The 14285-nt window shown below is 71.5% G+C and carries 9 protein-coding genes; 8 read left to right on the forward strand and 1 reads right to left on the reverse strand.

Going from position 1 to position 14285, the window contains the following annotated elements; all coding sequences use genetic code 11:
• The first annotated feature begins 154 nt into the window (after positions 1–154).
• The 8 genes from ACWEPF_RS32945 to ACWEPF_RS32980 all read left to right on the forward strand — a co-directional run bounded on the left by ACWEPF_RS32945 (position 155) and on the right by ACWEPF_RS32980 (position 11066).
• Entirely contained in the window at positions 155–496 is a 342-nt protein-coding gene (locus ACWEPF_RS32945) for a helix-turn-helix domain-containing protein (RefSeq protein WP_452175468.1), read from the forward strand.
• 7 nt (positions 497–503) lie between these two features.
• A complete protein-coding gene (locus ACWEPF_RS32950) occupies positions 504–2720 on the forward strand; it encodes a hypothetical protein (protein ID WP_452175469.1) in 2217 nt (738 codons plus the stop codon).
• Positions 2717–3418 carry a helix-turn-helix domain containing protein gene (locus ACWEPF_RS32955; RefSeq protein ID WP_452175470.1) on the forward strand — a complete coding sequence of 234 codons (702 nt, stop codon included), beginning with the start codon at positions 2717–2719 and terminating at the stop codon, positions 3416–3418. The genes ACWEPF_RS32950 and ACWEPF_RS32955 overlap by 4 nt, the downstream gene beginning before the upstream one ends.
• A gap of 125 nt (positions 3419–3543) precedes the next feature.
• On the forward strand, positions 3544–6165 hold the full coding sequence (locus ACWEPF_RS32960) for a Helicase associated domain protein (RefSeq protein WP_452175471.1): 2622 nt from the start codon (positions 3544–3546) through the stop codon (positions 6163–6165).
• Between the two features lie 80 nt (positions 6166–6245).
• The gene (locus tag ACWEPF_RS32965) at positions 6246–7232 is read left to right on the forward strand and encodes a hypothetical protein (RefSeq protein WP_452175472.1); all 987 of its coding nucleotides are present in this window, start codon (positions 6246–6248) and stop codon (positions 7230–7232) included.
• Positions 7233–7902: 670 nt separating this feature from the next.
• Entirely contained in the window at positions 7903–9891 is a 1989-nt protein-coding gene (locus tag ACWEPF_RS32970; RefSeq protein WP_452175473.1) for a hypothetical protein, read from the forward strand.
• Positions 9888–10292, forward strand: a complete 405-nt coding sequence (locus tag ACWEPF_RS32975) for a hypothetical protein (RefSeq protein WP_452175474.1) — start codon at positions 9888–9890, stop codon at positions 10290–10292. Before ACWEPF_RS32970 ends, ACWEPF_RS32975 begins: the two co-directional genes overlap by 4 nt.
• A gap of 123 nt (positions 10293–10415) precedes the next feature.
• Positions 10416–11066 carry a hypothetical protein gene (locus ACWEPF_RS32980; protein ID WP_452175475.1) on the forward strand — a complete coding sequence of 217 codons (651 nt, stop codon included), beginning with the start codon at positions 10416–10418 and terminating at the stop codon, positions 11064–11066.
• 549 nt (positions 11067–11615) lie between these two features.
• Here ACWEPF_RS32980 and ACWEPF_RS32985 read toward each other — a convergent pair.
• On the reverse strand, positions 11616–12680 hold the full coding sequence (locus ACWEPF_RS32985) for a hypothetical protein (RefSeq protein WP_452175476.1): 1065 nt from the start codon (positions 12678–12680) through the stop codon (positions 11616–11618).
• Between the last annotated feature and the right edge of the window lie 1605 nt (positions 12681–14285).

Consider the following 14285-nt stretch of genomic DNA (forward strand, 5'->3'; position numbering starts at 1 on the left):
GCCGTCGGTCCGGGGCAGCAACCTGGCCGACGGCCCCGGCGGACCTGGCCAAGAACCACCCGCCTCGAACGAGGCTATATTGCGGTGCATGTGCGATTAACTATGTGCGCAAAATGCGGTTAAATATGCTACCTTTCTCGTATGGAGGTATGTGATGAGTGAGATCTACGCGGCGGTGGACGCGCTGCTGGCGAAGGCCCGGGATGGCGGAGACCTGCCGGAACCCGCTGAGCGAGAGCGGTTGCGGAAGGCGGCCGGCCTGACGCAGGTCGAGGTGGCGGAAGTGCTGTTCACCCGGCGGGAGACCTTCGCGAAGTGGGAGAACGGCACCGCGCAGCCGCGGGCTCCCAAGCGCGGCGCGTACGCGTTCCTGCTCGCCGGGCTGGCGGACATCCACGGCACCCAGGGCCCGGACGGCTGGCTGGCCTTGGCCCGCCGGGCCCGCCCCCTCGACACCACGGCCGACAGCAAGTCCGAGACCTCGGAAGGGGAGTGAGATCCTGATGGACCGTCAGACGTACACCGCCGGGCTCGCTGGCCTGCGCGAGCTGCGCACCGAGATCACGGCCGCGGAGAAGGCGGTCGCGGCCGCGCAGAAGGAGCTGGACAAGCTCGCCGCCCAGCGCGCGCGCCAGGTCGCGGGCCTCGCGGGGTACGAGGCCGCCAAGGCCGACGCGGTCGCCAAGGCGTCCGGCCTCACCCTGGCCGACGTGGTGCGGATCGCGCCGCTGCTGGACCCGACCCCGGCCGCCCTGCGCACCGCCAAGGCCGAGGAGCAGGCCGCCGCCGTTGTCTCCACTGCGGCGCCCGACCAGGCTCCGGTTTTGGTGGCCGAGGCTGCGCCGCAGCCGGTCGGCGCGGTCGCCCCGGCGCTGACCCGCCCCGCCCCGACTCCCGCCGTCGAGCAGCCGGTCCCGGCCGTGGTGATGGCTCCGGCGCCGGACGAGGTCGAGGACCAGGTCGTCGCCGCCGCGACGGTCGCTTCGGTCGCTGCGCCGGTCCGTCCGGTAGCGGAGTCCGGGCCGCGCGAGCTGCCGACCATCCCGGAAGGCCCGGACGCCTCCCGCTACGAGGCGGTGACCAGCGGCCTGGTGTCCAAGCGCCCGGCCTTCACCCAGCAGGCCCGCGCCACGGTGTTTCTGGACGCCGCGACCGGTGAGCTGGCGGTCCGGGACCAGGTGGTGCGCCTGGCCCTGGGTGCGAAGTCGCCGGGGGAGATCCTCGATGCGGTGCTGGCCGCCGCGCCGGGCACGGAGCGGGTCTACGTCACCGCCGGTGCCCCCTGGCACGAGGGTGCCGAGCGGTACTCCACGCTCAAGGACGCGGTCGCGGCCTGGCTCAACACCCCCTCGCCGCGGTGGACCACGGCCGTGGGTTCGGGGCGGGACAAGCTGGCGGGGCACTTCGTCCACCAGCGTCAGCCCGTGGGCCGCTACGCCCCCGCCGCCGCGCCGGACGGGCCGATGGTGGAGGTCCGGTCGATGGGGGAGTGGTTCGATCCGGACGGTGCCGACGTCGCCACCTGCCGCCTGGCGTTCACGCTGTTGTGGCAGGCGCTGCGCCGGCACTGGGACGACGCGGTGTTGATGGGCTCTCCGTCGCAGACGGGCCGAGACCTGTGGACCCGCACCATCCCGACGAAGGGGAAGTGGGCGGGCGGCTACCCGGTCCTGTCGGAGGAGCTGCGCGGCCTGCTGCACGCGACCGCCGGGCAGGGCCGTACCGAGCTGATCCTGCCGCCGCGGGTGCCGGAGCAGCTGCCGGCGTTGGTGGAGTACGACCGGACGTTCGCCTACGCCAAGCATCTGTGGAAGTCCCCGGTCGGTACCCCGCGCCGCATCACCGCGGCCGCGTTCGCGGCGATGTCGCAGGCGGAGCAGACCAAGGCGCTGATGTCCTGCTCGCACTGGAACATCCGCGTGACCGTCCCGGCGGGGTGGAACCACGTCGGCCTGCTCCCGGCGCCGGTGACCGGCGAGCGTGCCTGGGTCTACCCCTCCGACCCCGGCACGACCTTCACGACCTGGGCGGGCGGGGCCGAGGTCCACCTCGCTCTCTCGAACCACCTGATGCCGTGGAAGGTCGAGGTGCTGGACGGCCTGGTCTTCGAGGACGGCAAGCCGCTCGACGAGTGGGGCAAGAAGCTGAAGTCCGCCTGGGCGGACCTCACGAACCTCGCCCGCGTCCATGGGGACGAGCGGCAGCGCACCGCCGCCTACCTCGCCTCCCGCGCGGTCCGCTCGGTGCTGCTGTTCGGCCTGGGCGGCTTCGCCCAGCGCCCGCGCCTGGTCACCGGCACCACCCCGCTCACCGAGGCGCTTCCGGCCGGGGTGGAGATCCTCGGCCAGGACGAGACGGTGGTGACCTGGCAGCGGCAGGCCGGGTTCTCCCGCGACCCCAACGCCCACCCCGAACTGCCCGCCAACGTGTGGTCCGGAGCGAGGGCGGCGCTGCTGGACACCAAGTACCGGGACGGCAAGGAGATCGTCGGCCACGCAGGCGCCCTCCACGCTAAGCCCGGCACGGTCGTTTACTTCGGCACCGACGCCATCGCCCTGACCGAGCGTCAGCCCTGGCCCTACCGGGGCGAGGTGGGCGACTACCTCCTCAAGGGCCACCTCACCGGACCGGTCCCGCACCCCACCACCCAGGAGCAGTACCTGACGCTGCGCGGCCCTGGCCGCGCCGAACTCGCCGCGAAGGGAGCTGAGCAGAGTTGAGCCCCGCCGACCCGCAGAACCCGAACGAGGCCGCCCAGCTCACCCAGCAGTTGATCGACCAGGGCTACACCAAGCGCCAGGTCGCCAAGATCCTCGGCCGCGACGCCAGCCTGGTGTCGCAGTTCTTCACCAAGGGCAAGGGCGCCGCGTTCGTCGGCGCGCTGCGCCAGGTGCTCCGCGCGGTGCGGGGCGGGGTGCGGGACGAGGAGGCGCTGGCCGGGATCGCCGGGGCGAACACCAAGCGGCGCACCACCAAGGGCGGGCAGAAGGCGCGGGTGCGTGGCAAGGACACCATCGGCACCCCGGGCGGGTCCATGGCCGGGCGGGCGGGTAAGCAGGCGATCCGCTCCGGCGCCTCCCACCTCGCGCCCGTGGTCCACGAGACCGGGCAGGCCGGCGGGAAGCTCGCCTTCACCGTGCGGATGAAGGCCGACCAGTACGTCTACTCTGCCGGGTCCGAGAAGGACTCCGGCGGAGTGCGGCGCGGCTTCATCCCCCGCTCGGACGGCACGGAGGAGCGCACCTACGGCTCCAGCTCGTCCGGCGGGTTCGACGCGGCCGAGTGGTCCCAGCGCGTCGCCGACCACCACGGCGACGTCACCGAGGCCATGAAGGCATGGCTGGTGGAGACCGGCCGCGCTGTGGAGGACGCCGACATCGCGTACCTGGAAGTCCGTGCATGGGTGCCCGAGCAGTAGCAGCACCGGGTGGTCTCTCCCCAACCATGACCTGGCCCCGGGGAGAGACCACCCACCGCGGACTGTGCCACACCACCAGCCCGCCCCGATCCGCCGTCTCAGCATCCGAAGGAGAGCCCCGCGCCGTGGACACCACGACCACCACCACCGACATCGAGGACGTCCCCGCCGGACAGCTGGGCCCGGCCTCTCTTCCCGCCCAGGCCGAGCCGCCCGTCCTGGTCAACCCGCTGCCCCTGCACTGGTTCCAGAAGGACGCCGTGGCGGCCGCCGTGAAGGCGGTCAAGATGGGCGGCCGGGCCACGGTCGTCGCGGCCACCGGCTCCGGCAAGACCCTGATCGCCGCCGGCTGCGCCCGCCGCCTCGCGGCGAAGGGCCGGGTGCTGGTGCTGGTGCCGACGATCGAGCTGCTGGAGCAGACCGCCACCGCGTGGTCGCTCAAGGGCGGCCGTCGGGGCCTGGCCGTGGCGGCGTGCTCGCGGGCGGAGGCGCTGGAGAGCGCGGAGGCCGGCGGACGCGTCCACGCCCAGGTGACCACGCAAGCTGCCCGGATCGCCGACCTGGTCACGTCCGCGAAGGCCGGCGAGCCGGTCACCGTCTACGCCACCTACGCCTCCCTCGAGCGGATCGTCACCGCCCACAACGACTTCGGGCTCCCCACGTGGGACCTGGTGGTCATCGACGAGGCGCACAGGACTGCGGGCTCGGAGGGGAAGGCGTGGGCGGCGATCCACTCGGACGAGAAGGTCCCCGCCGCCCGGCGGCTGTACTTCACTGCCACCCCGAAGATCGCCGACGACACCCGGGCGAAGCCGGGCCTGGCCGACCTCACCACGGCCGCCGACGGCCAGGCCGCAGAGCAGCTGCCCGCGCTCTGCTCCATGTCGGACACCAGCATCTACGGCGAAACCGTCTACACCTGGACCCTCGGCCAGGGCATCGAGCACGGCTACCTCGCCGACTACCGCGTCCTGGTCCCCGTCGTCACCGACGAGGACCTCCGGGAGCTCCTCAACCTCCCCGCCGTCGCCGACCTCCGCGGCCAGCGCTCCAACGAGGAACTCCTGCGCCTCGCGCTGCAGATCGCGGTGCTGCGCGCGGTCGCCGACCTCCAGCTGCGCCGGGTCATCACCTTCCACTCCCGCGTGAGCGCCGCCCGGGAGTTTGCCGCCACCATGACCGCCACCGCCCAGCTGCTCCCGGACGCGGACCGCCCGGAGCGGGTGACTGCCCTCGCGGTCGCGGGCTCCGACAAGTTGAAGGACCGGCGGGCGGCGTTCGCGACCTTCTCCGCCTCGACCGGTGAGCGGCCGGGGGAGGAGGGCGAGGAGTGCTGCGTCATCTGCAACTCGCGTCTTCTGTCCGAGGGCATCGACGTGGCCGCGGTTGATGCCATCGTCTTCGCCGACCCCAAGAGCTCGGTCATCGACGTGGTCCAGGCCGTCGGCCGTGCCCTGCGCCAGGCCTACCGGCAGGGCAAGGTCTCCTGGGTCATCATCCCCGTCTACCTCCCCACCCCCGCCATCGGCGACGACACGATCGCCGCCGACCCGGCCGAGATCACCGACGCCAGCCAGGCAGTGAAGGCCGAGGCCGACGACGAGATCGAGGCCTCCTCCTTCCGTACCATCTGGCGCGTCCTGCGCGCCCTCGCCGCCCACGACGCCCGCGTCGTCGGCCGCATCACCGAGCTGCGCACCAAGCGGGCCGGCGAGAAGGACGACATCACCAAGTCCGAGGCGGGCGAGGAGGCCGGTGAAGTCGGAGACGACGGGCAGCCGGCCCCGGAGGAGTCCCCGGTCGACTGGCTGCGGATCAACGCCCGCCGCCACGCCGCCCAGATCCTCCAGACGGTGAAGCTGCGCGCGTTCAACCCGCGCGCCACCGAGTGGCAGCGCATGTTCGCCCTGGCCGACACGTTCCACACCGGGCACCACCACCTCGACCCGACCGACAAGGAACTGCACGGCCCGCTGATCTCCTGGCTCGACCGCCAGCGCTACCTCAAGGGCGCCGACCTGCTCTCGCCGGTGCGGGCCCACGAGCTGGACCAGCTCGGCATGATCTGGGACAAGCACGCCCGCTCCTGGGACCGCGGCTACGCTCACGCCCGCGCCTGGGCCGAAACCCACGGCCACCTCGCGGTCCCGGCCGCCGAGAAGCTGGACGGCCACGCGGTCGGCGCCTGGGTCGGCCGGCAGCGCAAGAACGCGAAGCTGACGGCCGCTCAGGACGCCAAGCTGACCGCCCTGGACGCGATGTGGCGCCTCGACCCGGACTGGAACCGCTCCTACCGCCGCCTGCTCGCCTACCTCGCGAGCGGCGGCACCCTGGACGGCCCGGCCAACCGCACCGGCGGCGAGACGGACCCCACCTTCCGGCCGGGCGCGTGGCTGCGCAAGCAGGACAAGGCCCGCACCGACGGCAAGCTGACGACCCAGCAGACCAACCTGCTCGACGCCCTGGCGGCAGTCGAGGCCGAGCAGCACGAGCAGGACCAGGGCCCGGCCGAGGGCTCGGTCACCTGGTCCGCCGACTGGAGGTGCGACGCCTGCGGCGACGGAGGAGACGCCCAGTTCGAGGACGGCACCAGCGTCGACGCCGACCACGACTGCGACCAAGACGACGGCCCCGAGATCGGCTGGGAGGGCCGCGCCGAGTGCTCCTCCTGCGGCTGGGTCACCGAGACCGACTTCACCGACGGCGAGTACATCGAGTCCAACCACGACTGCGCAGGCGACCAGTAGTAGCACCACCCACGGGGGCGGCCCGGCCCGGACCGTCCCCGCCCGACCGCTCGACCGACGACCGGAAGGCAGCATCCGCGATGACCGACACCACCCGTCCTGGCCCCGCCACCGCGCCCGCCCCACTGGAATTGCTTCCCACCCGTAGCCGGCCGCTGCCCTCCCACCGGGACCTGGGCCGGGCGGTCCTGGACTCGCCGCTGGTGCGCGGGACGGTCTGGTTGCGCTGGTCCGGCCACGACGGCATCCGCACCCTCCACCACAGCGACGGCATCGCCCGCGGCTGGGTGGAGAGGGACGTCGACGGCCACCAGGGCTGGGTGGCCCTGGTCGACGGGCGGCTCGTCACCGCCCGCGACGGCGACGGCCGTGCCCAGCCGGTTCTGCACGCCGAGTCCTGGGAGGCCGGGGTGACCCTGTACTCCGCCCTCGCCCAGCACCCCGCACACCCGGACGACGACCAGAGCACGGACGAGGACGAGAGCGAGGGCCCAGAGGGCGGCCTGCTCGGAGCGATCCGCACCCGCATCCGCCGCCAGGCCGCCGGTTTCACCCTGGATGCCATCGACCAGGCCCTCACCGACGCCTACACCGACCTGCGCGCAGCCGACCGGTACGCCGACGGCGGCGACGAGGGCGGCGTGGGCCACGCCGCGCTCGCCTGCCAGGAGTGGCAGCGCATCCGCGACGAGGTCGCCACCTCCGGCGGCGGGACCTACGACCAAGACCACGACCTCGGCCTGCGCCGTGCCCAGATGACCGCCCGGCACCGCCAAGACGTCGCCGACTGTGCGCGCGAGGCCGCCCAGGAGGCGGGGCTGCGGGTCGACGGTGCGCACCGCCAGCTCGCCGGGGCGGCGGCGGAGCCGCTGTACACCGCGCTGGCCCGGGCCGGACTGCACACCCTGACCGAGGACGACCACCAGGCGGTGCGCCAGCTCACCCACCACCTGGACGCCGCCACGATGCACCAGGTCATGACCTGGTTGGAGCGCACCCGCTCCACCGCCCTCGCCCTGAGCCAGGGTCGGCCGAGCCGGCCCGTCGTACGCCGCGACCCGCTCTGAACCTTCGCCTGGCCGAGGCGAGCGGACCACGGCGCGGGCCCCGGACTTCACGTCCGGGGCCCGCGCCGTCGGTGTCCCGGCCGGCCGCCGGACTCTGGTGCAAGCAGGTGGCAGCCGGCCACGTAGGCGCCCCACCCGCGGGCAATGGGGTGGGAGAGGAGCACCCTGATCCTGCCACCCCGACCGCTCCAGGCCCCGCCCGTCCCGACTCGGGACCAGGTGGCGGGGGCCAGCTCTCGGGTTCGAGGATGGCAGTCTGGACGCTCAGGACGTGGGAGTTGGGCTGGGTCTCTCGAGTTTGTGCAGCTAGTGCGCCTGGAGCCCCATGGCATCTGCCGGTACGTCAGAAGGAGTTCAGCAAAAGCACTTTGAGCGATGGCCAGTGAGCCGGTAGGGTGCGGCCGACGCCGTTGATTGCGGCGGTCAAACGCCTGCGCGCGCGGACCGAGGTCTGCAACCGCACGACTTGGGCTCCTCTCCGCCTGCGACGGCCTCGCCGCCACACACGTAGAGCACTCGAACTGCCGCTGACCGACGTGGTAACGCTACGAAACCCTGAACGGACTGAGGTTCTTCAGAGGCGGAGTGGGTGCGTGGCAGCCCGGATGGCGCCGCGTGACGCGCGGCCAACGCCGGCGTACTACACGCCGGCCATCCCAGAAGGCGCCCCATGAGCATCAGTTCCAAGCCTGGATCCGGCGAGGTCCAGGTCATCCCGGTCAACGGCTTCCGAAACCGCGACGGCGAGTTCGAGCACCGCGTCCCGCCCGTCAGCCAGACGACCAAGGCCCAGACCAACCTCGGCAAGCTCGCCGGGGTTCGCCTCGGTGACAGCCACATCGAGCGCCTCACCTACCTGGCCACCGACCCCCAGGAGCTCGAGGACAGCCGAGTCGAGCGGCACCGGACGGCGTTCGGCTGGCTCTCGATGCTGACTCTCCGGGTCTACGCGCCGATGCTCTCCCCGGCGGTGGAGAACGACCGCCTCCTCGCCGACGCGAACTACGCCGCCGACCCCAACGCGCCCCGCGGCCGGATTGCGCTGTCGATGCCGGCCCCACACGACCGGTACGCGACGCTGGTTCACGGCGACTCGTTCGAGGCTGTGATGGAGGCCGTGGACCGGGCCGCGATCGCCGTGCAGAAGACCAACCCCCAGGAGATCGGGGAGCGTATCGTCGAGCGCCCGCTGACGGTGGTGCCGGCGACGTTCACCGACTCCCCCGGCCAGGCCGTCGAGGACTTCACGGCCGTGGACGGCAACTGCCGGCTGATCTCGTGCCTGAACCTCCTGCCGGTCGAGCGCGGCTGGCTGACCGACGACGCCCGAGACCACAGCCGGATCCGGCTGCTGCCCTCGCACCTCATGCGCCTGCCGCTCGTCGACCGTCGTGAGCTCGCTCGCAAGATCGCCAAGGCGGCTCACAAGCGACTGGCGCAGCCGCCGAAGGGCACCGAGGCGGACCAGAAGGAGCGGAACAAGGCGGCGAGCGCGCTCAACGCGCTCACCGTGCCGGTCCAGGTGATCGTCGGCTACGAGGACGACGACCCGCAACGCGGGATGGAGCGCTTCCCCGCCGCCGTCCGCAGCGTGCTGGTCCGCATGAACGTGTCCAACCAGAAGTTCTCCGATGGCTCCCAGCACGCCGTCGTTGCCGAGGAGATCGTGACCGCCCTCTACGACGAGGGCCTGCTGGACGACGAGCAGTCGGACCCGGACCTGGCGAGGAACCGCCGGGACGTCCTGATCGGCCGGGAGCAGGTGCCCGAGGCGATGGGCGCGCTCGGCCTGGACAGCCTGCCCGACCTGCGCTTCGCCCAGGTCATCCAGGAGCTCACCCGTAAGGGGAACGCTTTCAACCACGTCGTGCGCTCCCAGCTCGGCAAGTCCGGTCTCTACCTGAGCTACCGCAACGGCCCGGTCGTGGAGCTGGGCTTGCGCTCCTACTCGTCGAGCATCGGGGCGAAGGCGCTGGAGTCGATCCGGAAGGCACTGGACACCGGCTGCCTCTGGCAGGACCTGATCGAGACCGAGTGGGCGGTGGAGAACGCCGCCACGGACGGCGCCATCGACGATCTCCGGGACCGCGCCCACACCGGCGATACCCAGGCCACGCTCCTGCTCGGCGTGCTCGGCATGGTCGCCTTGGTGCTCACCGGTCACCTGCGGGCGGCCGGCGGCTCGGCGGAGGACACCGTCGGCACCACCATTGCCCGCACCAGCGTCGGGCAGATCATCAAGGGCCTTCTGGAGACCGAGCCCGGGCGTGAGCTCCTGGCCGACGCGGTGAAGCGCTCCCGGGCCGGCCGCCCGCTGCGCTGGTGGGACAGCGAGTCCAAGTCCCTGGTGGAGCAGGAGGCGGACTGGGCGACCTCCACCTTCAACGCCTACCTGCGCCAGGCCGTCCGGCACAGCTTCACCTCCGAGGCAGAGCGCAACAACCCCGCCGCCAAGGAGGCCGCGCGCCTCACCCAGTTCCAGGAGGCGGTGTCCACCGCGAAGGACCGGCTGATGGACCTCATCGAGATGCGCGACGAGAACGGCACCATCGACAAGATCGCCTGGCTCGAGGTGGAGCCGACCTTCGCGATCCTCGCGGGCATCACCGCTCGCCTCGGCAAGATCGCCGAGTCGGAGCCCCTGTCGGACAACTGGTGAGCGCCCCGGTGTGGCAGGGCGTCGCCACGATGACCCCCGCGCGCTACGCCGTGCTGGCCGGCCTGATCGGCCCCTGGCTGGAGGAGTACCGGGACTCCCCGATCTCGATCGGGGAGGACAGCGGGAACGAGCGTCGCGCCATCTACATCCCGGTGAACGGGGAGGGTGTGGCCTGCTACTGCGGCCGGACCCGACCCGAGAGGGCGCTCTGCGGGGGCGCCGCTTCGGTACGTATCCGTCAGCACATGGCGGAGTCCAGGTCCAAGCGGGAGGAGTGGGCGGCCTACTGGGTGCTGCCGCTCCGCGCCGATACCCCGGCCGTCGTGGTCGGTGAGTTGGAACGGACGGTGGCCGCTCGCCTCGGCGTTCCTCTCGTCAATCGCCGCTGGCGTAGCCGCTGATGATCCATCCCGGGGGCGGGGCAACCGCCCCCGGGATGCGACTCTCATGTCTGCTTGGACGCTCATGCGCACGTACCCTCGCACGGCCACCCGGTCGCGTGACGGAGGAGAGGAGCTGTACACGTGGTGAGTGCGTCCCCGGGTGACGGGCAGGGCGGGATGGTCTTGTATCCGACCACGCTCAAGTGGGGCCGCGAGACGTACTCGCGGCATCCTGAGCCGGTGAGCTGGTGCTGCCACGGCCACGTGCCGGGGCTCGACCAGGCCACCTATCGGCGAGCCGTCTCCGTCCATGAGGCCGGCCACACGGTTGTCGCCTTCCATGTCGGGATGCACGTCAAGCGCGTCGAGATCACAGGGCACACCCGGGACTTGGGTTGCGGGCCGCGGCTGGAGCTGGAGGGCGCGATGAGCCCAGGCGACTACGAACTGGCGCACTCGGCCGTGGTGAAGCAGTTGGCGGCAGGGGAGCGGGCCGAGCAGCGATGGCTCCGGGATGCTGGCCTCTGGACTCAGGAGCGCGGGTGGGCTGCCGAGATGGGGGCCTTGAACGACCGTGATATGGCCATCCCGAGGCTTCAGATGTTCACCGGGAGCGATGACTTGGCGACCGTGCTCGGTGCGTACGTTCTGTTCGGCGACCAGGTCGAAGAAGTCCTCGATCAGCACTGGCAAGCGGTGATCGCCGTGGCCGCAGCCCTTGATGACGCAAGTGAACTGACGGGTGATCAGGCGGCGGCTCTCGCTGGACTGCCGAATCCGAGGCCCGCCTGAGCCACTCTCGGAGTCCTGGCCCCGGTCGGCCCTGCTCGGCCTATCCGGTCTGGTGGCTGCTGGCCCCGGCCTGCTCTGGCTGCCCGGCCTCTGCTCTGCTCCTGCCGGACCGCCGCTCTGGCCCTGCTGCTCGGCCGGGTTCGCCGCCCCGGCCGGCTCCGCTCGGCTGCCTCGGTGCGGGCCTCCAACTAGCGGGTGTTAGTTGGAGGCCCGGGGGCGGTTGCGTGACATGGTGGGTGTGGCGGAAGGTTGCCGGGGTTCTGGGTGCCTGGTTTCTGCTGTGACCTCCTGGCGTTTCTCGGGCCCGGTTCGGGGTTTGGTAGACCAATCTGGCTCGTCGTTCGGCTGTTGGTCGGGCGGGCCGGGGGCTCTGCGAGCCGGTCTAGTTTCGGTGACTTTCGGTGGTCGGCAGCCGGGGCTGGCCGGGGCGGCCCGGGTTGGGTGGGTGTCCGGGGCCCGGGCCGCGTTCCGGGGTGTTTTCTAGAATTGTCGACCCGTTGGAAAAGCCTAAGTTTCCGGGAAGATTTATCTTGAGGGGCTGTCTTTGCCTTAATCCTCGCGGAACCAGGAAGACCATTGAGGTCGGGCTTCGTCTGTGAATAGACCTGCCTTGATTCGAAGGGCGCGGCTGGGGTGCATAAGCATTGAACTGTTGGGTGCGAACTTGGGCAGTTGGTTGGGGTCCCAGCCCTTAAAGTTTGTCTGGCGGCCGTTGGCGAGCTGGGGCCACTGTTGTTGGGGTTGCGTGATCAGGTCTGGCGTTGTCCTGCGATCGGCCCAGGTGCGCGCTGCAGCTGAGGCACAGAGACGGGTGACGTTGACAGCGGTGAGTAGTGCTCCCCGCATTGTGACCGTTGCGTCCTCAGTGAGGCAGTCGGCGAGGGGGCGGCCGCTTCGGGCGATCGCTTCAGCGTCGGTCCAGTCGGGGGCCTGGCACAGCGGGTGGAGGAACCCTGCAGCCTGCCGAGGGTCTTGGATGGTGATCGTGAGGCGTCGAGCCCGGTGAACCAAGGTGTTGCGCATGTGATCGAGCCACGGCAGCCAGTCCTCCGGGCCCTCGTTGATGGCGTCTCTCAGCTCCCCAACCAACTTGAGTTGGACGGCTCTACCGGGCATGCCTTCAGGTAGAGCTCCTTTGGGGCTCGGTTTGTCCAAGTTGAGGTGGGAGATGTCAGCTCTCACGATTTTGGTGCTCAGCCCCGCGACACCGATGACCAAACCGGCAAGGTTGTCCATGACACTGCCCACCGCGCGGAAGAACGCTCCTAGGTGAGCATCGGCCTCGACACGCCGGTTCTCCGTTTCAAGGTCGGGATCCAGCCAGCGATCGCCGAGGAGGGAGCGGGTCAGGACGCGTCGTTTGAACCATTGGGTTTCCGCTTCCTGAGCCTCGCTGAACCGATGGACGTGCATGGCTGCCTCCACGAGGTTGTCCTCTGTGGAGCTGGTCAGGCTGAGGAGGTAGTCGCCGACGAGGATTCTCCGAGGTGTATCCAGATGGCCTGTCCACCAGCTGACGCCGCCTGCTTGGGGGTCAAGGTCACTCAGGATTGCTTCATGGACGGCAGACAATGGGAGCAGTGCAGGGCGCGCAATGTTGCGGTAGAGGTCCATCCTGCATTGTGAACAGATCTCGAGTACTTGGCGCATGAATTTTGACTTTGGCCCTCTCCTGCCCGGGCCAGCCCTGCCCTGCTGTGCTGCTGTCTCCGGGAGGTGGCAGGCCGCGCCCCGGCCTTGTCCTGGCGCGCTGTGTCTCCGCGCTGGGGGCCGCAGGCCACCACCACCCGCCACCTCGCCACGTTCGCCGGTGCCGTAGCCCCTGCTATCACCCTCCACTCCGCCCCGTCATGCTCGCCGGTGCCGCAGGCTCCCGGCCCCGCGCCCGCTCCGGTGCCGGGCCGTCAGGCCCCGGCCGCACTGCCCATGGCCCGGCCGTCAGGCCCCGGCCCCGCGCCGTCCACGGCTCGGCCGTCAGGCCAGCCTCTTCGCGGCCGTCGGGCCGGTGCCCACGCGGCCCCGGGCCGCCCGTGCTGGGGAGGGCGGTGGCCTCCTGGAGGGCGGGGGGTGGTGGTGTGGGGCTGCGCTCCGGTTGGGTGGTGGTCCCTGTCCTGGTTCGGGGTGGGGACTGCCTCGGGTGGGGTGCGGCTGTGGTGGGGGCGGGGTGCCTGACACCTTTTGCATCCCGGCACCCCGGAGTCTGGACAGCTTTTGCATGTTCGCCCGGTCGTGGGCGGGAGGGCTGCGGGTGTTGCTCGGTGAGGGGTGGCGGCAGGGGCCTCGGAGCCGGTCTCGGGGCCCGGTCCTGGGGTGCCAGCGGTGCCCGGTCGGCGGGCCTGCGCGACGCCCGCCAGGTGCCTGCCTCGAGCTGCCTCCGCGCCCCGTGCCGGTGCCCGCCGCTGCGCCCGGCGGGGGCCGGGGCCGGGCCCGCCGACGGCAGGGTCGGCGCGGGCGGAGGCGGCCTTCAGCGCGGTGTTGGGTGAGCGCCTGGTGGTCGTCCTTGGCCTCCGCGGCCCCACCACCTCGGTGCCCTGCCGTCGTCCCGGTCGGCTCCTGCCGCTCGCTGCTCCCCGTGCCCTGGCGGTGTCCCGGAGCCCGACCGGGTGCCCCGCCGTACCCGTCCCGCCCCTGCTGCCACCCCGGCCGTACGCCGGCACCGCCGCCCCCTTGAGAGCTGCCTCTGCCCCTGCGGGGCCCGCCAGGGCGCCGCCCGGCCCCTCGCCCAGCTCTCTTGTACTCCCTGAGGCCGCAGGCCGCCCCAAGAGCCGCCACGGCGCCCCGCCAGGCACCCGCCCCGCGCGGCTGCGCCCGATGCCGGTATCGGGGATGGCCTTTCACCGGGAATTCGCGCGATATCGTGAACGGGACACTCGGATTCCGCCGTCCCGTCAGGGACGGTGCTCTTACCGGCAATTCGCGCCACATCGTCAACGCCGAATCGGACGCCCCGTCAGGGGTGGCCCTGCTACCGGCGATTCGCGTCACATCGTTAACGCTCCCGGCCGCAGGCCGGAACGGGCCCCATGGCGGGCCGCAGGCCCGTGCCGTATTCACGCCCGCCACCCACCCAGTTGAGGCCCCGTCAGGGGCCGCCGCCCGCACGCCGATTCGCCATCGGCGAATCGCCCCCGCCACCCACCCGCCCCCGGCCCGTGTGAGGGGCTCGTACGTGGGCGAATCGGCCGGGGTATTGCCTCTTCGAACAGTTCCAGTGCAACA

It is taken from the genome of Kitasatospora sp. NPDC004289, from assembly GCF_053602875.1.

What these genes read in the sequence shown, in the direction of transcription:
- ACWEPF_RS32985 (WP_452175476.1), bottom strand. Translation starts at nt 12,680, where the DNA reads ATGGACCTCTACCGCAACATTGCGCGCCCTGCACTGCTCCCATTGTCT.
- ACWEPF_RS32945 (WP_452175468.1), top strand. Translation starts at nt 155, where the DNA reads ATGAGTGAGATCTACGCGGCGGTGGACGCGCTGCTGGCGAAGGCCCGG.
- ACWEPF_RS32965 (WP_452175472.1), top strand. Translation starts at nt 6,246, where the DNA reads ATGACCGACACCACCCGTCCTGGCCCCGCCACCGCGCCCGCCCCACTG.
- ACWEPF_RS32970 (WP_452175473.1), top strand. Translation starts at nt 7,903, where the DNA reads ATGAGCATCAGTTCCAAGCCTGGATCCGGCGAGGTCCAGGTCATCCCG.
- ACWEPF_RS32950 (WP_452175469.1), top strand. Translation starts at nt 504, where the DNA reads ATGGACCGTCAGACGTACACCGCCGGGCTCGCTGGCCTGCGCGAGCTG.